At 61.0% G+C, this 20,508-nt stretch carries 22 protein-coding genes; 3 read left to right on the top strand and 19 right to left on the bottom strand.

Going from position 1 to position 20,508, the window contains the following annotated elements; genetic code table 11:
* Positions 1-9 precede the first annotated feature (9 nt).
* The 14 genes from INF37_RS08730 to INF37_RS08795 form a co-directional block, all read right to left on the bottom strand.
* Positions 10-1,341: an InlB B-repeat-containing protein gene (locus INF37_RS08730; protein ID WP_193537745.1), complete on the bottom strand. Its 1,332-nt coding sequence runs from the start codon at positions 1,339-1,341 to the stop codon at positions 10-12.
* A 291-nt stretch (positions 1,342-1,632) separates the two neighbouring features.
* Positions 1,633-2,769, bottom strand: a complete 1,137-nt coding sequence (locus tag INF37_RS08735) for an aminotransferase class V-fold PLP-dependent enzyme (protein WP_193537747.1) — start codon at positions 2,767-2,769, stop codon at positions 1,633-1,635.
* Positions 2,766-3,023, bottom strand: a complete 258-nt coding sequence (locus INF37_RS08740) for a DUF3343 domain-containing protein (protein ID WP_193537749.1) — start codon at positions 3,021-3,023, stop codon at positions 2,766-2,768. Before INF37_RS08740 ends, INF37_RS08735 begins: the two co-directional genes overlap by 4 nt.
* Positions 3,020-3,796 (bottom strand): acyl-CoA dehydratase activase, encoded by a 777-nt coding sequence (locus INF37_RS08745; RefSeq protein WP_193537752.1) that lies wholly within the window; start codon positions 3,794-3,796, stop codon positions 3,020-3,022. The genes INF37_RS08740 and INF37_RS08745 overlap by 4 nt, the downstream gene beginning before the upstream one ends.
* Positions 3,793-4,959, bottom strand: a complete 1,167-nt coding sequence (locus tag INF37_RS08750; protein ID WP_101691350.1) for a double-cubane-cluster-containing anaerobic reductase — start codon at positions 4,957-4,959, stop codon at positions 3,793-3,795. The genes INF37_RS08745 and INF37_RS08750 overlap by 4 nt, the downstream gene beginning before the upstream one ends.
* 311 nt (positions 4,960-5,270) lie before the next feature.
* The gene (atpC, locus tag INF37_RS08755) at positions 5,271-5,675 is read right to left on the bottom strand and encodes an ATP synthase F1 subunit epsilon (RefSeq protein ID WP_101691351.1); all 405 of its coding nucleotides are present in this window, start codon (positions 5,673-5,675) and stop codon (positions 5,271-5,273) included.
* Complete coding sequence (atpD, locus tag INF37_RS08760) at positions 5,675-7,075, bottom strand: F0F1 ATP synthase subunit beta (protein WP_101691352.1); 1,401 nt, start codon at positions 7,073-7,075, stop codon at positions 5,675-5,677. Before atpD ends, atpC begins: the two co-directional genes overlap by 1 nt.
* A 69-nt stretch (positions 7,076-7,144) precedes the next feature.
* A complete protein-coding gene (atpG, locus tag INF37_RS08765) occupies positions 7,145-8,032 on the bottom strand; it encodes an ATP synthase F1 subunit gamma (RefSeq protein WP_193537754.1) in 888 nt (295 codons plus the stop codon).
* A complete protein-coding gene (gene atpA / locus INF37_RS08770; RefSeq protein ID WP_193537756.1) occupies positions 8,020-9,540 on the bottom strand; it encodes a F0F1 ATP synthase subunit alpha in 1,521 nt (506 codons plus the stop codon). Before atpA ends, atpG begins: the two co-directional genes overlap by 13 nt.
* Positions 9,537-10,061 carry an ATP synthase F1 subunit delta gene (gene atpH, locus INF37_RS08775; RefSeq protein ID WP_193537758.1) on the bottom strand — a complete coding sequence of 175 codons (525 nt, stop codon included), beginning with the start codon at positions 10,059-10,061 and terminating at the stop codon, positions 9,537-9,539. The genes atpA and atpH overlap by 4 nt, the downstream gene beginning before the upstream one ends.
* A complete protein-coding gene (gene atpF / locus INF37_RS08780; RefSeq protein WP_101691356.1) occupies positions 10,058-10,546 on the bottom strand; it encodes a F0F1 ATP synthase subunit B in 489 nt (162 codons plus the stop codon). The genes atpH and atpF overlap by 4 nt, the downstream gene beginning before the upstream one ends.
* Before the next feature lie 13 nt (positions 10,547-10,559).
* Positions 10,560-10,778 carry an ATP synthase F0 subunit C gene (gene atpE, locus INF37_RS08785; RefSeq protein WP_101691357.1) on the bottom strand — a complete coding sequence of 73 codons (219 nt, stop codon included), beginning with the start codon at positions 10,776-10,778 and terminating at the stop codon, positions 10,560-10,562.
* Between the two features lie 30 nt (positions 10,779-10,808).
* Positions 10,809-11,513, bottom strand: coding sequence for a F0F1 ATP synthase subunit A (locus INF37_RS08790; RefSeq protein ID WP_193537760.1), 705 nt, complete (start codon positions 11,511-11,513; stop codon positions 10,809-10,811).
* A 120-nt stretch (positions 11,514-11,633) separates the two neighbouring features.
* Positions 11,634-12,116, bottom strand: coding sequence for a DUF2798 domain-containing protein (locus tag INF37_RS08795; RefSeq protein WP_193537762.1), 483 nt, complete (start codon positions 12,114-12,116; stop codon positions 11,634-11,636).
* 208 nt (positions 12,117-12,324) lie between these two features.
* On the opposite strand from INF37_RS08795, the gene INF37_RS08800 reads away from it, so the two are divergent.
* From INF37_RS08800 to INF37_RS08810, 3 genes are all read left to right on the top strand, one after another.
* Positions 12,325-13,962, top strand: a complete 1,638-nt coding sequence (locus INF37_RS08800) for a sensor histidine kinase (RefSeq protein WP_193537764.1) — start codon at positions 12,325-12,327, stop codon at positions 13,960-13,962.
* On the top strand, positions 13,947-14,624 hold the full coding sequence (locus INF37_RS08805; RefSeq protein WP_193537766.1) for a response regulator: 678 nt from the start codon (positions 13,947-13,949) through the stop codon (positions 14,622-14,624). The genes INF37_RS08800 and INF37_RS08805 overlap by 16 nt, the downstream gene beginning before the upstream one ends.
* Before the next feature lie 64 nt (positions 14,625-14,688).
* Positions 14,689-14,964 (top strand): hypothetical protein, encoded by a 276-nt coding sequence (locus tag INF37_RS08810; RefSeq protein WP_101691361.1) that lies wholly within the window; start codon positions 14,689-14,691, stop codon positions 14,962-14,964.
* 49 nt (positions 14,965-15,013) lie between these two features.
* Here INF37_RS08810 and INF37_RS08815 read toward each other — a convergent pair whose 3' ends face one another.
* The 5 genes from INF37_RS08815 to INF37_RS08835 are packed head-to-tail and all read right to left on the bottom strand — an operon-like array spanning position 15,014 to position 20,366.
* Positions 15,014-15,967 (bottom strand): ROK family protein, encoded by a 954-nt coding sequence (locus INF37_RS08815; protein WP_101691362.1) that lies wholly within the window; start codon positions 15,965-15,967, stop codon positions 15,014-15,016.
* A 21-nt stretch (positions 15,968-15,988) separates the two neighbouring features.
* A complete protein-coding gene (locus tag INF37_RS08820; protein ID WP_193537768.1) occupies positions 15,989-17,062 on the bottom strand; it encodes a lysylphosphatidylglycerol synthase transmembrane domain-containing protein in 1,074 nt (357 codons plus the stop codon).
* A 34-nt stretch (positions 17,063-17,096) separates the two neighbouring features.
* On the bottom strand, positions 17,097-18,188 hold the full coding sequence (locus INF37_RS08825; RefSeq protein ID WP_193537770.1) for an MGDG synthase family glycosyltransferase: 1,092 nt from the start codon (positions 18,186-18,188) through the stop codon (positions 17,097-17,099).
* Positions 18,189-18,208: 20 nt separating this feature from the next.
* Complete coding sequence (locus tag INF37_RS08830; protein ID WP_193537772.1) at positions 18,209-19,675, bottom strand: sensor histidine kinase; 1,467 nt, start codon at positions 19,673-19,675, stop codon at positions 18,209-18,211.
* Positions 19,676-19,688: 13 nt separating this feature from the next.
* Positions 19,689-20,366, bottom strand: coding sequence for a response regulator transcription factor (locus tag INF37_RS08835; protein ID WP_193537773.1), 678 nt, complete (start codon positions 20,364-20,366; stop codon positions 19,689-19,691).
* Positions 20,367-20,508: the final 142 nt, after the last annotated feature.

The raw sequence follows: 20,508 nt of genomic DNA on the forward strand, positions 1-20,508 counted from the left end.
CCCCTACTCCTAGGCCAGATTTCGAACGGCGCTCTGATCCAGATAGCGCACGCTGCCGTCCCACTCTGTGGCCCAGCCGGCAAAGATCTTATCATCCGGGCCAGTCATGGTGCATTTCGGGAGATTCTTACTCTGATCGTACCGATAGCTCTCCTCTGCCATCTCACCCTGCCCGCCGTTAGCATCAAAGGCCACCGTGTACTGGATGGGCTCCCACTGGACATACAGGGTCACCCGCTGGCCCTGGTACTTCCCCGCCAGGTTGAGCACTTCGCTTCCGTCGTCGTAAAAAGCGTCGTCTCCGAAGACATTTTTCCAGCCCTGGAACGCATAGCCCGTCCGGCGGAAGGTATTCTTCTCCAGAGTCAGCTTCTGATCCCATACGCCGCTCTGTTCGGGCATGGAACCGCTGCCGCCATTGGAGTTAAAACGAATCGTGTAGTCATTGGGGAGCCATTTGGCATACAGGGTCTGTCCGTTCGCCGTGATCGGTCCGGTGACCGGAATGTGATACTCCGCATCCTCATACCACTCGACCCGCTCATATCCCACTTTGGGATCCTGCTCGGCATAGACATCCGGGTCCACCACCAGGTCCGCCTTGACCGGAAGGGTCAGCGTATCCAGCTGATTGTTGCGGGCCACAAAGCCGCTGCCGATCGGGCTGAGATTGGTGTTGGCGCTCAGATCAATGTGGGTGAGCAGATTGTGGTCCAGGTGGACAAATTCCAGCGCCGTCAGCTTGGAGAGATCAATGCTGCTCAACCGGTTATCAAAGGTCTCAATGAACTTCAGGCTGGTGTTGGTGGAAAAGTCCACCTCCGGCAGGTCGTTGCTCCGGCAATAGATGATCTCCAGCGCCGTACAGCCTGTCAGATTCAGGTTCTTCATATGGTTGCTCTCACAGTTGAGGGAAATCAGGTTATCCAGGCCGGATACATCCAATGCCGCAATCTGGTTGAATCTGCACTGAAGATGGCGCAGCGCACGGTTCTGCTTTACGTCCAGCTCCTTCAGCCGGTTATTCTCGCAGGAGAGCTGTTCCAGGGCAGAAAACTGTTCGATTCCCTCCAGAGTCTGGATTCCCTTCCCGGAGACGTCGATGCTCTTGATCTCAGCCAGCTCTGCGGCGGAAAAATACCCGTCGCTGCCAAATCCATTCAGATTGTTCCGGTCGGTCAGCCAGCTCCGGAACGCTGCATCGGGGAAGGTTTCTTCCGAAATGGCCACTCCGCTCTCCTCGAGAGCGGCAGCTCTTGCGGTCCATCCGGGCAGCATCAGCGGAAGCGTCAGTGCCAGGGACAGCAGTGCCGCTGCACCGCGCATACGGATTTGCTTCATTTGCTCCACTCCTGTTCTTTCTTCATTGAAAAAATTTTTGTTTGTGTCCAAAAAAATCTATTTTGCTGTTGATGCATTATATCAGAGGTGCTCCCGCTTTATAAGGTAAAATAGTTATATTTTTATAAGATAATGTTATCCAGTTTTCTATTTTGTTACCAATTGGCCGTGATTTTTGCTTCATCCTCCCAGTTGAAGGATATCGGAAGCGCGCACAGCCATACAACAACAAGAGAGAGCACTTCACCGAAGCGAAGGCTCTCTCTATGGGAATATACTATATATGATCCGTTACCGGCTCAATGTACTCAGTGCAGACAGTGTCTGTTCGATCTCCTCTTCCGTATTGAAGGGTCCCATGCTGGCTCGCAGGCTCCCCTGGGGGAAGCTCCCCACGGTCCGGTGGGCCAGCGGCGCGCAGTGGAGCCCTGCCCGCATACAGATCCCATACTCCCGGTCCAGCCGGAAAGCGGCCTGGGCACAGTCCATCCCCCGCAGGTTGAAGGACACCACCGCCGTCTGCCGCCGGGCATCCCCCGCACCGTAGATCTCAATACCGGGGATGGCACGCAGACCAGACAGGAACTGTTCACACAGGGCCTGTTCATGGCGGCGGATAGACTCCAGTCCCCGCTCCTCCAGGTATTCCAGCCCGGCCCCCAGAGATGCGATCCCCACCGTATTGAGGGTCCCGCTCTCGTACCGGTCGGGCAGGAGATCGGGCTGTTCCAGATACTCCGAAAAGCTGCCGGTCCCTCCCTGCTTGAGGGGCTCGGGACGGACATTGGGCCCCAGACAGAGCAGCCCGGTCCCGGGCAGGGCCAGCAGTCCCTTGTGGCCGGGGCAGGCCAGCAGGTCGATTCCCATGGCCTCCATATCCAGCTCACACACACCGGCCGACTGGGAGGCATCCACCAGAAACGGAATCCCCCGGGCCCGGCAGAGGGCCCCGATCTCCTCCACAGGCATCTGCGTCCCCGTCACATTGGAGACATGAGTACACACCACCAGGCAGGTCTCGGGCTCCAGCGCCGCAGCGACCTGAGCGGCCGTCACCACTCCGGAACCTGGATCACCCTGTACCAGCGTGTGGCGCACGCCCCGCGCTTCCAGCGCCCGGAGAGGACGCAGCACCGAGTTGTGCTCCATAGTAGTGGATACGATGTGTCCGCCGGGTCTGGCCATCCCCTGGATGGCCAGATTGAGGGCGTCGGTGGCATTGGATGTAAAGACCACCCGTTCCGCCTCTCCCACGTGGAAGAAGGCGGATACCTGTTCCCGCACGGCATAGACCATGCGCCCGGCATCCAATGCCGGCGCATGGCCGCCCCGGCCGGGGTTAGCCGTCTCCCGCATGGCCTGCGCCGCCCGCTGATAGACCGGCTCCGGCTTCTGACGGCTGGTGGCGGCGGTGTCCAGGTAGATCATGCCCCCGCCTCCTTCCGGCCCAGGCAGGTGAGCTCCTCCCCTTCCTGGCGGTACAGCGCACAGGGAACGGTCATCTCCTCAAAAAAGGCCTGCGCCTCCCGCTCTGCCTCTATGCCCTCAAAGCACAGGGAGAGGGAACAGCTGCCCCCCACGCCCCTGGGTGTCGGGACCAGGGAGGCCGCCAGGCCCTGTTTTTTGGCCTGGGCCTCTCCCTTCATGCTGTGGGTGGTGGTATAAAAGGACAGAAAGATCATGCCTCCCGCCCCCGCTTTCCCCGGGCGATCAGGGCGGCCCCCAGAGCACCGGCGTAGCGGCCCATGGGATCGGTGTAAACGGTGGTGCCCAGACGCTGGGACAGCCGCTGGACCAGATAGGCGCTGTCGCACAGTCCACCGGTGAGGAGCACATCGCCCTGGATGGTGTGCCGGGCACACAGCCCCGCCACCTTGCTCACGACGGAGTCCACCACGCCGGCGGCAATGTCCTCCCGGCGCTCACCCGCACCGATGTGACTGATGACCTCGCTCTCAGCAAACACCGTGCACATGGAGCTGATGGCCAGCGGCTCTCCCTGCCCGGCCAGGGCGAAGAGCTCCGGCAGATCCACGCCCAGGCGGTTGGCCATGATCTCCAGGAATTTACCGGTCCCCGCCGAGCACTTGTCGTTCATCAAAAAGCTGGAGGCCATGCCCCCCTCCACGGTGATCACCTTGGTGTCCTGTCCGCCGATGTCCACCACCGTGCAGTCCCGTCCCAGCAGAGCGAAGCCGCCCTTGCCGTGACAGGTGATCTCGGTGACCGTCTTGGCGGCATAGTCCACCGACACCCGGCCGTATCCCGTGGCCACGACCCGCATATCCTCATCCACGGGACGTCCCTGGGACGCCAGGCGCTGGGCCACATCGGCGGCCGTTTCCTTGCTGCTCCACCCGGTGGGCAGGACAAAGGCATCCACCATCCGCGCCTCGTCCAGCACCACCACCTTGGACGCGGTGGAGCCAATATCAATTCCGGTAAAATAACTCATTTTTCGATCGTCTCCAGGAACGCCGCCAGGCGGGTATTGATTTGTCCCTTATCGGACTGGGAGTAGTCGGTCTCAATGTTCAGGTAGGGCAGCCCCTTCTCCTGGGTCACAAAGCGCTTGATGAAGTAGGACTCCACATCATAGGTGTGGCAGGACTGGAGGATGATCTCCAGCACGCCGTCGATGGCGTACTCGTCGATCATTTCACCAATATACCCTCTCCGGCTGTCGTTGGGGCTCATGACAGAGCAGTTGATGTTGAGATACTTCCGGGCCAGGGCCTCGTAGACGTCCGGATTGCTCTCATCCACCTTTTCCACCTTTTCCCGGGTGCCGCTGCAGGTGTCGAAGGCCACTACATCGGCCCCCATCTCCTCCACAGTGCGGATGATCTTCTCCCGCACGCCCGCGTTGGGACAGCCCGTCAGCAGGAGGCGGGGACGGTCGCTCTGCTTCCCCTTGTAATTTGCCTCCCAATCGGCGAGCACCTGGGCGGTACGGGCCTCCACATTCTTGCAGCGCTCCTCCAGATCAAAGGAGAAGCTCCCCACGTCGATCTGAGTGCCCATCTCGTATCCGCTGATGGGGGCGGGATTGAGCTTGCCCAGCTCCAGATAGCGGAGCATCACATCGCGCTCCCGGTTCTTGCGGCGGATGGCCGCCCGGATGTCCTCCTCTGTAATGGTGATCCCATAGAAGTCCTCCAGCTTCTTCTGGAAGGCGATGATCTGCTCTTTCCAGAAGGCCAGCGCAGCCGCATCCCGGCTGTGGGGCAGCTGCATCACATAGGTCTCCTTGATCTCGCCCAGCAGCTCGAACATCTTCTTTTTTCCGTCACAGGTGGTCTCGGCCACCACCAGATCGGAGAAATAGAAGTAGGGGCAGGTATCCGTGAGGGCAAAGCCATAGCTGGCCTTGATGAGCGGGCACAGATTGCGGGGCAGGTTTGCCTCGGCAGCCGCGATAGGCTCCTCACTGGAGGCGCACAGTCCCACCGGGATGGCGCCGGCCGCATAGACCAGCTCAATGGGCACATAGGAGCAGAACAGGCCGATCACCCGGGCCCCCGACTCTTTCAGCTGCTTCATTCGCAAAAATCCGGCCTGGCGGGCCTCCTGATAGCTCTCAAATCCGGCGGGCAGGCGAAGCGCATTCTTCTCCATACAGAACATCCTTTCCCAAATAGACGGCAATCCCGGGCCGCGCGGAACGGTTCGCTCTTCCCCGCGTTGGCCCGGTTCTTTTCTCCAAAATTAACCTCATCGTAGCAAAGCCTCTCCCGAAAGTCCAATTGCTTCTTTCGATGATAACCAATGCCCTTTATCGAGAAAGTATATAAAGCATCCTGGTCTCCCTCTGCAAAACTCTTTTCCAGTCTATGCGTCCCTCCGCCGCGGTGTCCCATCAAAAATACCCCCGGACAGGGCTGTCTGTGCCGCCGTCCGGGGGTATCTCTTGTATTTGGTTGGATTTATTAATGCCGCCCGATCTTCAGTCGGGCCATGGCCCGGGCCAACGCCGCTTTGGAGTGGTAGTACTCCTGGATGCTCTGTTTCTGGCGCAGGCGCTCCTCGGCACGCAGTTTGGCGGCCTCCGCGCGCTTGCGGTCCACTTCCTCGGGATGTTCCGCAAAGCCCACCAGGAGGATCACATAGTCTGGTTTGATCTCTGCAAAGCCAGATCCCACCACGGCGCTCTCCCATACGCCCTCATTCTCATAGCGCAGCTCGCCGGGCTCGATGGCGGTAACCACCGGCTCGTGGCCCGGATAGATCCCCATCTCTCCGTCCACGGCGGGGATGACCAGGGCGTGGGCCGGGCCGATGTAAAACTGCCGCTCCGGCGTAATGATCTCCAGATAGAAGCTGGTCTGGGCCATTATACCGCCCCCATCTTCTTCGCCTTTTCCACGACCTCGTCCACATTGCCCACCATGCTGAAGGCTGCCTCCGGATATTTGTCCAGCTCGCCGCCCAGAATGGCCTCAAAGGAGCGGAGGGTATCGGCCAGCTTGACGTAGCGGCCCTCCAGTCCGGTAAAGGTCTCGGCCACGGAGAAGGGCTGGGAGAAGAACTGCTGGATACGCCGGGCCCGCTCTACGGTGCGCCGGTCCTCCTCAGAGAGCTCCTCCATGCCCAGAATGGCAATGATGTCCTGGAGTTCCCGGTACCGCTGAAGCAGCTCCTGGGTCCCACGGGCCACCCGGTAGTGGCGCTCGCCCACCACATCGGGCTCCAGAATGCGGGAGGTGGACTCCAGCGGGTCCACTGCCGGATAGATGCCCTGCTCCACGATCTTACGGGAGAGAACGGTGGTGGCGTCCAGATGGGCAAAGGTGGTGGCAGGTGCGGGGTCGGTCAGGTCGTCCGCCGGGACATAGACCGCCTGCACCGAAGTGATGGCCCCGTCCTTGGTGGAGGTGATGCGCTCCTGCAGGGCGCCCACCTCGTTGGCCAGCGTGGGCTGATAGCCCACGGCGGAGGGCATCCGCCCCATCAGAGCCGAGACCTCCGAGCCAGCCTGGACATAGCGGAAGATATTGTCGATGAAGAGCAGCACATTCTGCTTCTCCCGGTCCCGGAAGTACTCCGCCATGGTCAGCCCGGTCAGGGCCACGCGCATACGGGCTCCGGGGGGCTCGTTCATCTGACCGAAAACCAGCGCGGTCTTGTCGATGACGCCGGACTCGCTCATTTCCCGCCAGAGGTCGTTGCCCTCGCGGGTACGCTCGCCTACCCCGGTAAAGATGGAGTATCCACCGTGCTCGGTGGCGATGTTGTGGATGAGCTCCTGGATGAGCACCGTCTTGCCCACGCCGGCGCCGCCAAACAGGCCGATCTTGCCGCCCTTGGCATAGGGCGCCAGCAGGTCGATGACCTTGATGCCGGTCTCAAACACATCCACCACCGGCCGCTGGTTCTCAAAGGCCGGGGGCTGCCGGTGGATGGACCAGGTCTCGCTGGCCTTCACCGGCCCCTTCTCGTCGATGGCGTCTCCCAGGACGTTGAACATCCGCCCCAATACGCCCTCGCCCACGGGGACGGAGATGGGCCCTCCGGTGGCCGTGACCTCCATGCCCCGGCCCAGGCCCTCGCTGGGAGAGAGCATGATACAGCGCACGGTATCTCCCCCCACATGCTGGGCCACTTCCATCACCTGGCGTTTTCCTCCCAGCTCCACCTCCAGGGCTTCCTTGAGCTCCGGGAGCGTGCCGTCAGAAAAGGCCACATCCACCACAGGTCCCATGACCTGTACGATGGTTCCTTTGTTCTCACTCATGATATCGCATCCCCTTTCGGGCGTTTCCTGTCTGATTCTGCTTGTGCCGCCGTCCGGCGGAACTGCGGCCTAAAATGACTCGGCCGCCTGGGCGCCGCCCACCACCTCGGTGATCTCCTGGGTGATGGCGCTCTGGCGCGCCCGGTTGTAGGAGAGGTTCAGCTTTTGAAGCATGGCCCTGGCATTGTCGCTGGAGGACTTCATGGCGGTCATGCGGGCATTCTGCTCCGAGCAGTAGGACTCCACCATGGCGCCGAAGAGCACGCCTTTCAGATAGCCCGGCACCAGGCGGTCCATGACGGCCCGCACCGACGGGACATAGGTCACGTCCCGGTTATAGCAGTCCCGGTTTTCCTCATAGTCCGGGAATACATCCGGGTCCAACGGCAGGATCTTATAGGCGGTGGGCTCCAGCCGGAAGGAGTTGATCATATTGGTAAAGAGGACATAGACCTCGTCCAGCTTCCCGTCCAGATAGAGCTGCATCAGCACCTCCGACATATCGCGGGCCCGGCTGATGTTGGGATTCTGCGCGGTATAGAGAAATTCTCCGTCGATGGGGATGCCCCGCTCGGTAAAGTAGGAGCGCCCCACCTGTCCCACCACAAAGAGGTAGGAGTTGGGCGTCTTTGCCATCCGCTCCTCTGCCATCTTCAGAATGTTGTGGTTGTACGCGCCCGCCAGGCCCTTATCGCCGGTGATCACGATATAACCTACCTTCCGCCGCTCCGGCGGGATATCGGGCCGCTTGTCAAAAAAGCGGTGGTCGATCTCCGGCGAGTGGTGGAGGATATCCGAGATGGTGGTCTCGATCTTATGGAAGTAGGGTTCCACATCGCTGAGCTGCTTGCGCGCCTTGCGCAGGTTGGAGGAGGAGATCAGATACATGGCGTTGGTGATCTTCAGCGTCTGCTCCACGCTCTTGATGTGGGTCCGGATCTCCTTTATGCTTGCCATGTGCCGCTCACCCGCCTCTTGCTCTCCTCCAGGGCCGCGCGGATGGTCTCAATGGCCGGAGCGCTCAGGTTCCCGCTCTCCTGGATATCTGCCATCACGTCGGCGTGCTCCTCCTCCATCTCCGCGGCAAAGGACAGGAGGAAATCCCGCACCTTCTCCAGCGGCACATCGTCCACCAGGCCGTTGGTGGCCGCATAGAGGATCACCGCCTGGCGGTTTACCGGCATGGGATGGTAGAGGGGCTGCTTGAGCAACTCCAGAAGCCGCTTTCCGTGGTCCAGCGCCTGCTGCGTGGCGGCATCCAGGTCCGAGGCGAACTGGGTGAATACCTCCAGCTCCCGGAACCGGGCCAGATCGATGCGCAGGGTACCTGCCGTTTTCTTGACCGCCCGGGTCTGGGCCGCGCCGCCCACACGGGAGACCGAGAGGCCCACATTGACGGCGGGCCGCTGCCCGGCGAAGAAGAGGTCGGTCTCCAGATAGATCTGTCCGTCGGTAATGGAGATGACATTGGTGGGAATATAGGCCGACACATCGCCCGCCTGGGTCTCAATGATGGGAAGCGCGGTCATGGAGCCGCCGCCGTACTCCTTGGTCAGGCGGCAGGCACGCTCCAGCAGGCGGGAGTGCAGGTAGAACACATCTCCGGGGTAGGCCTCTCGTCCGGGCGAGCGCTTGAGCAGCAGAGAGAGGGTCCGGTAGGCCACCGCGTGCTTGGAGAGATCGTCATAGACGATGAGCACATCCTTGCCCTTCTCCATAAAATACTCGCCCATGGCCGCTCCGGCGTAGGGCGCGATGTACTGCAGGGGGGCCGAGTCGCTGGCCGTAGCCGAGACAATCATGGAATAATCCATCGCGCCGTGCCGTTTCAGGGTGTCCTGGATGCGGGCCACCGAGCTGGCCTTCTGGCCAATGGCCACATAGATGCAGATGACGTCCTGCCCCTTCTGGTTCAGGATGGTATCCACCGCAATGGCGGTCTTGCCGGTCTGCCGGTCCCCGATGATCAGCTCACGCTGTCCCCGTCCAATGGGGACCATGGCGTCAATGGCCAGTATTCCGGTCTGAAGGGGCACATTGACCGGCTCCCGGGTGACCACACCGCTGGCCTCGTGCTCGATGGGGCGGGTCTCAGTGGTCTCAATGGGACCCAGGCCGTCAATGGGGCTGCCCAGAACATCCACGACCCGGCCGATCATGGCCTCTCCAACGGGGACGTCAGCCGCCCGTCCGGTGCGGCGCACCACCGTACCCTCCCGGACGCCGGCATCGCTGCCCAGCAGCACTACGCCCACGCTGTCCCGGGCCAGATTCATGACCATGCCCTTGACACCGGTCTCCAGTTCCACCAGTTCGCCGTAGACCGCCTTGTCCAGGCCATAGACTGTGGCGATCCCGTCGCCTACCTCCAGGACGGTGCCCACTTCATCCCGCCGTACGCGGGTATCATATCCGGCGATCTCCTCCCGCAGGAGGGCGACGATCTCTTCCGGTTTGGTTTTCATGCCATTCGCCTCTCTTCCAGATACCGGCTCAGGCCGGCCATCGCACCGCGGACGCTCTTATCGTACCGGATGCCCTCCAGCTCCAGGGTAAATCCCCCCACAAGGGAGGGATCGGTGCGGATCTCAAATTGGATGTCCGCCCGGTGGTGAAGCTTGCACAGGGCCTGGCGGATTCGTTCCAGCTCTTCTTTCTCCGGTGTGCGGACACAGGTCAGGACACACCGCGCCGTATTCTTCTCCCGCAGCCCCAAAGCCCGGAAGGCTTCCAGGAGCTCGGGCAGCAGCGCCATCCGGTCCTTCTCCGCCAGCAGGCGGTAAAAGCGCAGCAGGGTCCCGTGTCCGTCCAGCTCCGGCAGACGGCCCAGCAGGCGCTTTTTCTCCTCCGCGCGCACGGTGGGCGCACAGAGGGCCGCCCAGAGTTCGCTCTGTCCCATGAGGGCCTCCGCAGTCGCCCGCAGTCCCGTCTCATCGGGCATCACCTCATAGAGGGCCTGGGCATAGCGGCGTGCCAGCTCGCTCATGTACGTTCACCTACTTCCGCCAGGAAAGATTCCACCATGGCCTGCTCGGCCGCGGAGTCCATGGCCTGTCCGGCCACCTTCCCGGCAGCCAGCAGAGCAAGGGCCGCCACCTCATTCCGTGCGCCCCGCAGCATGGCCTTCCGCTCCTCCGCGATCTGAGCCTGGGCCTGGCTGTGCACCTGCTTGGCGTCCGTTTCAGCCTGGGCCAGTCTGGCCTCATAGGCCCGCTGCGCCCGGTTCTGGGCATCGGCCACCAGCTTGGAGGCCTCCTGCCGGGCGTCCGCCAGCTTGGCCTCATACTCGCTGCGCAGCTCTTCCGCCTGACTGTGCTGGATCTGTGCCGATTCCAGCTCTTCCCGCACCAGGGCGGCCCGCTGCTCCAGCACCGCGTTGACCCGCCCAAAGAGCAGCTTGCGCAGGATGACATAGAGCACCAGCAGGTTGATGACGGTAAACACGATGGTGGAAACTTCAAATTCCAGCATGGGGTACGCCCCCTTAACCCATAAAGATGACGAGCAGGGCGGTAATGAAGCCAAAGATGGCGGTACCTTCTGCCAGAGCGCAGCCCATCAGCAGGGCGCTGTTGATCTTTCCGGCCGCCTCAGGCTGGCGGGCAATGGCCTCGCTGGCCTTTCCGGTGGCAAAGCCGATGCCGATACCGGCGCCGATGCCGGTGAAAACCGCAATTCCCGCAGCAATGATTCCCAGTGTCATAGTAATTTCCTCCTCAAAATATACTGTCCGTTACGCTTCTTCCTCTTTGATGCCCTCTCCGGTAAAGAGAGTGGTGAGGAATACGAAGACCACCGTCTGGATCAACCCGTCAAACAGGTCAAAATAGAGGCTGAATACCGCCGGCAGCACCACGGGCACCAGAAGCTTGATCATCTCCATGATGATAAACGCGCCCAGGATGTTGCCGAACAGACGCATACACAGCGCCAGGGGCCGGATGGCCACCTCCATGAGATTGATGGGGATGAGCAGAGGCATCGGCTCGGCAAATTGCCGCAGGCCGCCCAGCAGTCCCCGATACCGGAACTGTGCACCATAGATCAGCACCATGCTCATCAGGGCCAGGGCTGCCGTCACGCTGATGTCCTTCGTGGGCGGGGTCAGCCCCACGATCCCAATCAGGTTGGACACACCGATGTAGAGTGCCACCGTCCCCAGATAGGGAGCGAAGGGTCTCCAGTGCGTTCCGAGATTGGTCTTTACAAACCCATTGAGAAACTGCACCGCGCCCTCCAGGGCGATCTGCCCCTTGCCTGGATTTTGTACCCGCAGGTTCCGTGTCAGAACCAGCGCGCACACGATGAGGGCTGCCATGACAATCCAGGTGACTACCACCGACTCGGCCACCGGGACACCGCCCAGTACCGGGATTGTAAAGGCGATCCGGTTGCCCAGCTCCTCCACCAGCGCTTCCTTGAATCCATCCAAACACATCACCTCGTTTTCGCGTGTGCTATCATACTCCCGCGCCGTTTCTTTGGGAATCCTTTGGAAAGTAAAAAAAGTATGGAACATAACCCAAAGTGGAACCGGTCCTCCGGGGGTTCCAAGGTATTAGGCCAGAACGGTCCCCTCCAGGAAGGCACGGCGGAAGACCCGGCGGACCAGGGGACCGGCGATCAGGAGCTGGAAGGGCAGCGCCATTACAAAATTGCGGGGAATATTGATGAGCCATTGGAGGGGCACTCCGCTCCACATCCCGGTGTGCACCGCCCCCTCACAGGCTCCGTACAGGGACATGATCAGCACCATGGGGACCACCATACAGCCGGAGACACACACCACCTTCTTCAGAGGCGAGTCCTGAGGCCGGACCAGGAAGCGAAAGGCAAATCCCTTTGCCAGCCGGGACACCAGAAACCAGTCGCAGCACATGGCAAAGACATAGGCAATGGGGAAACCCAGCCAGGCCGCCGCCACAACTTCCAGACTGACCGCTCCATATTGGAGCGCAACATTGTACAGGCTCATCCAGAGCACCATGGTAAAGCACATCAACACCGTATAGATGAGGCTCTCCCGCTTATTCTGAGGCATCGTTCATTCTCCTTATCGAAAAAAATTTCGGCCCGTTCCGGCCGCTGCTCAAACAGGATACCAGAGATGGCTCCGCCTTCGTAATAGGGAGTTCTTCCGAACTTTTCGTCTTCTATCTTCGCCGATTTTCTTAAACTTGACGAAACCAGACGCATTTGACACCGGGTTGTTCTTTTCTTATACTGGTAGAGAAAGGAGTCTTTCCACCATGTCTGTACCCTCCCGTTCTTCCCTCCGTGCACAGCTTTTATGGCTGAATGTGATCATTGTATCCTGTTCCATCGCCCTTTCGCTGGCGGGCACACTGTATCTCACCCTGCGCAGCGAACGCCACGCGCTGGACAACAGCCTGCTCAACTCCGCCTCCATCCTGTCCCGGGTCCCTCTGGTGGCCGAGGTCCTGGACGGAACTTCCTCCAGAGAAGAGCTGGCGGCCTTTCTCAATGACACCACGTCCCATGTCTCCGACATCGACCTGATCCTGGTGGCCGATACGGAAAACCGGATCTATTATGCGCCCGACTCCGTCTTCCTCGGAACCCACTATACCGGTACCGCGCAGAACGCCGTCCTGGCCGGTGCATCCCCCTACACCTCCAATGAGACCGGCCCCATGGGCTCCGATCACTCCGCCTATGCCGCGGTCCGGGACGACAGCGGAGCCCTGCTGGGCTTTGTGGTCGTGGGCGTCTATGTCCGCAGCATGGCCGTCCTCACCTTTCAGACCATCCTCCGCTTTGCGGGGATCGGTCTGCTCTCCGCCGCCCTTGGCTCTCTGCTGGCAAACCAGCTCTCCCGCCGCATCAAGGCCTCCCTCATGGGGTATGAGCCGGACGCCTTTGCCCGGCGCTTTCACCAGCGCGAGGACATCCTGGACGCACTGGAGGAGGGAGTCCTGGCCATTGACCGGGAGGAGACCATCATCTTTCTCAATACCGCCGCAGCCCAGATGCTCTCTCTGGACGAGGAGGGTGTGGTGGGCAAATCCCTCCATACCGTCTATCCCCGCTCCACGCTGGACCGGGTCCTGCGCACCGGAAAGCCGGAGTACAATGTCAGTATGAGCTCCCTCAAGGATGTCCGGGTACTCTCCGACCGGCTGCCCCTGTATGAGGATGGCCGCCTCACCGGCGCAGTGGGCATTTTCCGCAACCGCACCGAAGTGACCCGTCTGGCCGACGACCTCACCGGGGTGCGGCACATGGTGGACGCCATGCGGGCCTATACCCATGAATTTATGAACAAGCTCCATGTGATCCTGGGCCTCCTCCAGATCGGGGAGCCCGAGAAGGCCCAGCAGTACATTATGGACACCAAGCGTACCCAGCAGGAGGCGGTCAGCCGCATCATGCACCAGATCGGAGAGCCCTCTGTGGCCGCCCTTCTGGTAGGTAAAACCAGCCGGGCCGGAGAACTGGGTATCCGCCTCACCCTGGACCGGGAGAGCTTCCTGCCGGAGGGCAGCCCCTGGCTCCCCCCCGACGCCTATGTGACCATTCTGGGCAATCTCATTGAAAACGCCATCGAAGGCCTCAACCAGTCCCCCCGGGACAGCAAGGAGATCACGGTCAGCATCCGGGAATCGGAGGCCTCTCTGCTTCTGTGCGTGGAGGATACCGGCCCCGGCATTCCCGCCGAGATCCAATCGCACCTCTTTGAGCGGGGCCGCTCCACCAAGGGGCGGGGCCGCGGAACCGGCCTCTCTCTGGTGCAGGAGGTGGTCTCGGCCTATCACGGCGAGATCCGGGTGGAGTCAGAGTCCGGGATCGGCACGTCGTTTTTCATTACCTTTCGGCGGGATGATCCCGCCGCCCCAGAGGAGGAGTCAGATTGTATCAAGTCGTAATCGTGGAGGACGACCCCATGGTGTCTCTCCTGGACAAGACCTTCACGGAAAAGGACCCCCGATTTACCGTGATCCAGACCTTTTCGGAGGGGCGCAGTGCGTTGGAGTGGCTCTCCTGTCACCCCGCGGATCTGCTCATTTTGGATGTGTACATGCCCCTCCTCACCGGAATGGAGCTGCTCCATGAGCTGCGCGCCCGGGAGATCGAATCGGACGTCATCATGGTCACCGCCGCCAATGACGCAAAAACGGTGGACGCACTGCTCAAGCTGGGGGTGGTGGACTACCTGGTCAAGCCCTTTACCTGGGAGCGCTTTCAGCAGGCCCTGGATACCTTCTGCCGCCACCGCCAGGCTGTGGCTGGGGAGGCGGTCAGCCAGGATGCGCTGGATCAGCTCTTCGCCCCCTCCGCCTCCTCCCCGGAGCATCCGGTTCCCAAGGGCGTTCAGGAGAGCACGCTGGAGCGGATCCGCACCTGCCTGCGCACAGCCCCGCCCCAGGGGCTGCCCAGCGAGTCGATCTCACGTCAGACCGGACTCTCTGTGGTGACGGTCCGGCGCTATATGAACTATCTGGTGGAGCGCGGCGAGGTGGTCAGCAGCTTCAACTACGACACCGGCGGACGCCCCTGCCGCCTCTACCGCTACCCCGGCCTCGCGTGAAAGTCCTTCTATTTTCCACCATGCGGGCATATCCTGTGGAAAGAAACGCAAAGGAGGCAGGAGCATGGAGCTCTCCGGAAGCAAACAGGAGACCCTGACACGCCTGGCCGTGTGTGTGATCGCGGCCCTGATCCTCTACTCCAGCGCAAAACCCCTGTGTTCTGCCCTGAAACTCCCACTGTGGGAGGAATACCGCCCCTGGCTGGAAAAAAATCGGATTCAGGCCATTGCCGTGGTATCTGCGGTCCTCTTTGGGCTCTCTCTGGCGCTCTTTCCCCTGGAAGCCAAGCCGGAGGAGGAGCCACCCCCCTGTGAGGACGATTTTCAGCCCGTGGCATAGAAAAACGCCGCCTCTGCATCCTTCCATGCAGAGGCGGCGTATCCTATTTTTATCGGAATTTGGGCAGAAGGGCCGCGCCGATGATCCCGGCATCATTTCCCAACTGGGCCCGCATCAGGCGGGTGCGGTGGGCGTTGTTCCGGGCGTAGTCCTCCCGGTTGAGAATATAGCGGACGGGCGCCATCAGCGTCTCGCCCTGGTTGGAAATCCCGCCGCCGATGCAGAAGATCTCGGGTTGGAAGATGTTCACCAGGCTGGCCACGCCGCAGCCCAGGTATTCGATGTATTCATCCACCACCTGGCCTGCCGTGGCATCTCCCATACCTGCCGCTTCAAAGGGAATGCGCCCGTTGACCTTGGACAGGTCCCCTTCCGCCAGCTTCCACAGTAGGGAGTCGGGATTTTGCTCCATGCTCTCCCGGGTGCGCCGGATCAGGGCCGTGGCCGAGCAGTAGGTCTCAAAGCAGCCCCTGCGGCCGCAGGTACACAGCCGCCCGCCATGCTCCAGTACAAAATGCCCCACTTCCATCCCGGCATAGTTGAAGCCGGTATAGAGCTTGCCGTTGAATACCGCGCCGCCGCCAATACCGGTGCCCAGCGTAATGGCCACCATGGACGTGCTTCCCCGTCCGGCGCCTACAGCATACTCGCCCAGGGCGGCTGCGTTGGCGTCATTCTCCATGTAGATGGGAAGCCGCTCCGGGAAGTGCCGGCGCAGCAGGTCCACCAGAGGCACATTTTCAAAGTCCAGGTTGCTCCAATACTGGACGACCCCCCGCTGGGGATCAATGGTGCCCGGAGAGCCGATTCCCACAGCGGCCAGTTCCTCCCAGGACACGCCGGCCTGCTCAGCCGCCAGTCTGGCCGCGGCTGCCATCGTATCCGCCACCGCTTCCGCGCCCCGGGGTGTGGGGATATTCCCGCGTCCCAGAATTTCACCCGCTTCGCTCACCACCGCAGCGGCGATATTGATTCCGCCCAAGTCGATACCCAGATAATGCATACTGCACAACCTCTCTTCCGGTCAGGTTGTGCTCATTGTACCATACTTCCTATCGGAATGCAAAAGGCTGCGTTCGGTCCCTGCCTTTCGCCCCATCAGATGAAAGGCCAGGGCCACCGCGCCGCTGATGATCAGAAAGGCATAGAAGCTGATTCCCCGGCTCACCAGCATGGCAGGGGTCACCAGTCCCGCCCCAAAGATCGGAGCAAAGGCCGCCACAAATCCCCCTTCCGCCGGCCCCACTGCGCCGGGCAGAGGGAGGGAGGAAACTGCCAGCGTCACCAGCGCCTGGGTTCCCAGAAAGAGCGCCGGCCCCGTCCCGCTCAGTCCGAACGCCCGGTACACCACATAGGGCACCGAAAAGACCGCCGTGAGCTGTAAGGCATTGAGCCCCAGAAGCATGGGCAGAAGGGCCGGGTTGCGCCGCAGAATCCCGGCTCCGGCCGCATATTCCTCCATCTGCCGCGCCAGTTTCTCGCCCGCGCCCGCTCGGTCCCGGATGATGTGGACCCGGTTCAGAAGATCCAGGACACCCCCTGCAAGCCGCCCGGCCAGATGGGGAAAACACAAAAAGGAGAGCATTCCGGCCGTCAGCGCCCCCATCACCGCCGCGCCGTACAGGAGCAGCAGGCCCAGGCCGCCCCCCATCCCCTGGCGCAGCGCCGGCAGAAAGAGCCAGGCACACAGGGCATAGAGCAGTACCGTGATCTGATAACAGATGGCAATGAGCATCATATTGAGCGCTCCGTGGGCGGCGGGGACTCCGTCCCGGGACATATAGTAGATCTGCGCCGGCTGCCCTCCCGTGGCCGACGGCGTGATGGAACTCACATAGAATCCCACAAAGGAATAGCACAGGCAGCGGCGGTAGGGCGTCCGGTGCCCCAGCCGTCCCAGAATCAGGCGGGTACACATGGCCTCACATCCCACAAAGACCAGCATCAGACCCAGTCCCAGCAGTACATAGCGTCCATCCACCCGGTGCAGGATCTCCAGCAAGCTGCCCAGCGGCTGATCCCGCAGCAGCACAAAGCCGGTCACCCCCATCAGGACTGCCAGCAACAGGACGCCGGCCAGGTTTCTCTTATTGGACATACCCTTCACTTCCTTTGTTCTACCGTTCCGGGAATCAGGCACACACTTCCGTCTCCCGCGTCATGGCCTCCAGAATGCGGGCGAGTCCCGCAGCCTGCAATTCCCGCTTGCGCGCCCGCATGCGCGCCGACATCTCCCCAAGGGCTCGGTCGTCATAGAGCAGTCCCTGGATGGCCGCCAGGCACTCCTCCGGCTCCTTGGCCGCCGCCCTAGCCAGGCCGGAGCGCAGCAGGAAGCGGGCGTTGTTCTTCTCCTGCTGGAGAAAGGGCTCCCACAGCAGCAGGGGCAGCTCGGCAAAGATGCTCTCAAAGACCGTGATGCCGCCGGGCTTGGTGAGCATCAGGTCGGCCTGTTCCATATACTCCCACACCCGGTCGGTAAAGCCCACCACCTCAATGTGTTCATACCGCCCGGAAAGCCGCTGGTAGAGCCGCTGATTGTGGCCGGTGAGAATGGTGGTGCGCACACCGGGCAGTTCATCCAGGGCGTCATAGAAGGAGTCCTTCTTGGGCAGCAGGCCCAATCCGCCGCCCATGATGAGCAGACGCCGCTCTCCGCCGCCCCGGCGGTGGCTGATGGTGCGGAATTCCTCTTTGACCGGGATCCCCGTCACGTGGATGCGCCCGGCCTCCACCCCTTTCTCCATCAGCCGCTCCTTGATCTCCCGGCTCCCGACCAGATAGCCGTCGGTCCGGCTGTGGAGCCACTCATTATGGGTGGACAGATCGGTCACACAGGTGACCAGCGGTAGGCGGTCACCGCTCTCCTCTTTATAGCGGGAGACCAGACCGGCACAGATGGGATGGGTCGCGATCACCGCATCGGGCCGCTTTTCCCACAGCAGCTCTTCCAGCTTGTCCAGCATAGGCCGGTCCAGCGGAAAATGGGTGTCGGAGGGCAGTCGGTCCGCCATACGGTAATAGGCATTGAACAGCCCGTATCCATAGGTCACCAACAGGTCAAACGCCTTGTAAAGGGCCTCGGAGCTGTTCGGCATGGCATAGGCAAAAAAGTCCAGCACCTCTGTCTCCGCTCTGGGAAAATCCCGGCTGATCTGCTGCCGCAGCGACTGTGAGGCGGACCAGTGTCCCAGTCCAAATTTTCCGGTGAGTATGAGGATCTTCATGGCGCTCCCTCCTTTATGGCCTAAAGTATAGCAGGCAAGTCTTTAGAAAAAGACAACCGAAATCTTAAAAAGCCTTTAAGGATATGTGAAAATCCTCTGACACTGCCCTCTGTTCCGAAAAGAAGACCGGTACAGAGCCTTTTCCGCTCTATACCGGTCTGAAAATACACTATTTGGATGTCTTTGGAAGTCTGGCCCCATGCGCTTCCCCTGGGGCGCTGGGGAAGACTGGCCGTAAAACAGGTTCCCTGTTCCCGTGTACTGGTCCCCGTCAGTTTTCCGCCGTGGACCTCCACAATGGTACGGGCAATGGCCAGTCCCAGTCCGTATCCGCCCTGATCCCGGCTGCGGGCACTGTCCGCCCGGTAAAAGCGCTCAAACAGGTGGGGCAGATGCTCCGGCGGAATGGGCTCCCCGGTATTGTGGACCATCAGACGTACCCGTTCCTGCTGCCGGGTCAGGGTCAGACGTACCGCACCGTGCTCTCCGGCGTATTTTACCGCGTTGTCCAGCAGAATCATCACCAGACGGCGGAGCTGTCCCTCATCCCCCTGGAGAAAGATCCCGGGCTGGATCTCACTGTCCAGCTCTACCCCCGCCTCGAAGGCTACCGACTCAAAGGGGAGCAGGCATCCCAGCGTGAGATCGCTCATGGAGAGCTGAGCATAGACCAGCGGCAGTCTGGCAGCATCGTTCTTGGCCAGGAAAAGCAGGTCCTCCACCAGTTCCTTCATACGTCCCGCCTCTTCCTGGATGAAGGTGAGCCACTTCTTCTGCTGCGCCACCGAGTCTTCCGGGTGGGAGAGCACAATGCCCGCATTGGCCAGAATGACCGTGAGTGGCGTCTTGAGCTCATGGGAGGCGTCGGCCACAAACTGCCGCTGCTGCTCCCATGCCTGTTCCACCGGGCGCAGGGCCAGCGAGGACAAGAAGAGACTCACAATAAAAAAGCACACCAGGGCCCCCGCTCCCACCAGCAGAGAGGTGACGACCAGGTCCATCAGGTTTTCCCGCTCCCAGCGCATATCGGCAAAGGCAATGCGGAGCTTTCCGTCCCGGTCCCACTCCACCAGATAGCGCAGATGGCTGGGTTTGGTAATGGTCCCCTCGGGCACACCCTGCTTCTGCACTTCCTCGACCGCCTGCTCCAGCGCTTCCTGGGATACCTGTACATTTCCTCCGGGGGCATAGGAGTCGATATTTCCGTTCTCATCCAATACTACCCCAAATACCGGTACCATCGCCAGCTGACGGGCATCCGGGTTTCCTCGTCCCGCTCCCGGCTCCTCCCCTTCCGGCAGATCAATTTCAATCTGCGGAGGTGCCATGCCTTCTGCCCATTTCAGGGCCAGGCGCATGGCGGAGACACTCTGTCCACGCAGACGCTGTGATGTGGAGCCCAGCAGGGCGCCGAATACGATCAGCAAAACCAGACTCACCAGCATCATATTGATGAGGATAAACTTTCGCCTCAGCTTCTTCAGCATGACGGTGCCTCCGTCAACTCAGAGGGATATCCAGGTGATAGCCTACCTTGCGCACCGTTCCGATCCCCACTCTGGAGTTCAAAAAATTCAGCTTTTTACGCAAAAAGGAGATGTAGACCTCTACGTTGTTATCCTCCGCATCCGATTCCATTCCCCACACCTTGGAGATGATATCCTCCTTGGGTACCACGGCCTTGGGCGCCGACATGAGGAGCTTGAGCACATCGAATTCCTTAAAACCCAGGCGCACCGACTTCCCCGCACAGGAGAGGCAGCGGGTCGAGAGGTTCAGGGAGAGATCCGACACGGTCAGACACTCCGAGAGGACCTCACCCTGCCGGCGCGTCAGGGCCCGCACCCGGGCCAGCAGCTCTCCGGCGTCGAAGGGCTTGGTCATGTAGTCGTCCGCTCCACAGTCCAGACCGGTGATCTTGTTGCTGGTCTCATCCCGGGCAGTCAGCATCAGAATGGGGGTGGAGATGTGGGCTGCGCGGAGCCGCCGGGCCACCTCAAACCCATCCAGCCGGGGCAGCATCACATCCAGGATCACCAGATCATACTGTCCGGAAAGGGCATAGTCCAGCCCATCCGCACCATCGTCCACCAGATCGGTCTGGTAATGCTGTTCCTGCATGATCTGACCCAGGGTCTCGGCCAGACGTCTCTCATCCTCCACAATCAAAATACGCACCGCGTTTCCACTCCTTCTGTTTTTTGCCATTGTACTCCATGAAGCTGAACCTAGTCTGAAAAAAGAATACCATCTCTCATAGAAAAAAGAATCACCAAACTGTAAATCTTCCCCGGATAACAAAACATCCCCCGCAGTCCAA

Source organism: Pseudoflavonifractor gallinarum (genome assembly GCF_014982855.1).
In the GTDB taxonomy this organism is placed as follows: Bacteria; Bacillota; Clostridia; order Oscillospirales; family Oscillospiraceae; genus Pseudoflavonifractor_A; species Pseudoflavonifractor_A gallinarum.

Bases quoted from the DNA above. Each gene is read 5' to 3' on its own strand.
- INF37_RS08735 (WP_193537747.1), bottom strand. From the start codon at position 2,769: ATGATCTACCTGGACACCGCCGCCACCAGCCGTCAGAAGCCGGAGCCG.
- INF37_RS08800 (WP_193537764.1), top strand. From the start codon at position 12,325: ATGTCTGTACCCTCCCGTTCTTCCCTCCGTGCACAGCTTTTATGGCTG.
- atpF (WP_101691356.1), bottom strand. From the start codon at position 10,546: ATGCTGGAATTTGAAGTTTCCACCATCGTGTTTACCGTCATCAACCTG.
- INF37_RS08815 (WP_101691362.1), bottom strand. From the start codon at position 15,967: ATGCATTATCTGGGTATCGACTTGGGCGGAATCAATATCGCCGCTGCG.
- INF37_RS08820 (WP_193537768.1), bottom strand. From the start codon at position 17,062: ATGTCCAATAAGAGAAACCTGGCCGGCGTCCTGTTGCTGGCAGTCCTG.
- atpE (WP_101691357.1), bottom strand. From the start codon at position 10,778: ATGACACTGGGAATCATTGCTGCGGGAATTGCGGTTTTCACCGGCATC.
- INF37_RS08740 (WP_193537749.1), bottom strand. From the start codon at position 3,023: ATGATCTTTCTGTCCTTTTATACCACCACCCACAGCATGAAGGGAGAG.
- atpC (WP_101691351.1), bottom strand. From the start codon at position 5,675: ATGGCCCAGACCAGCTTCTATCTGGAGATCATTACGCCGGAGCGGCAG.
- INF37_RS08830 (WP_193537772.1), bottom strand. From the start codon at position 19,675: ATGCTGAAGAAGCTGAGGCGAAAGTTTATCCTCATCAATATGATGCTG.
- INF37_RS08745 (WP_193537752.1), bottom strand. From the start codon at position 3,796: ATGAGTTATTTTACCGGAATTGATATTGGCTCCACCGCGTCCAAGGTG.
- atpG (WP_193537754.1), bottom strand. From the start codon at position 8,032: ATGGCAAGCATAAAGGAGATCCGGACCCACATCAAGAGCGTGGAGCAG.
- atpA (WP_193537756.1), bottom strand. From the start codon at position 9,540: ATGAAAACCAAACCGGAAGAGATCGTCGCCCTCCTGCGGGAGGAGATC.
- INF37_RS08750 (WP_101691350.1), bottom strand. From the start codon at position 4,959: ATGGAGAAGAATGCGCTTCGCCTGCCCGCCGGATTTGAGAGCTATCAG.
- INF37_RS08795 (WP_193537762.1), bottom strand. From the start codon at position 12,116: ATGCCTCAGAATAAGCGGGAGAGCCTCATCTATACGGTGTTGATGTGC.
- atpH (WP_193537758.1), bottom strand. From the start codon at position 10,061: ATGAGCGAGCTGGCACGCCGCTATGCCCAGGCCCTCTATGAGGTGATG.
- INF37_RS08810 (WP_101691361.1), top strand. From the start codon at position 14,689: ATGGAGCTCTCCGGAAGCAAACAGGAGACCCTGACACGCCTGGCCGTG.
- atpD (WP_101691352.1), bottom strand. From the start codon at position 7,075: ATGAGTGAGAACAAAGGAACCATCGTACAGGTCATGGGACCTGTGGTG.
- INF37_RS08825 (WP_193537770.1), bottom strand. From the start codon at position 18,188: ATGAAGATCCTCATACTCACCGGAAAATTTGGACTGGGACACTGGTCC.
- INF37_RS08730 (WP_193537745.1), bottom strand. From the start codon at position 1,341: ATGAAGCAAATCCGTATGCGCGGTGCAGCGGCACTGCTGTCCCTGGCA.
- INF37_RS08790 (WP_193537760.1), bottom strand. From the start codon at position 11,513: ATGTGTTTGGATGGATTCAAGGAAGCGCTGGTGGAGGAGCTGGGCAAC.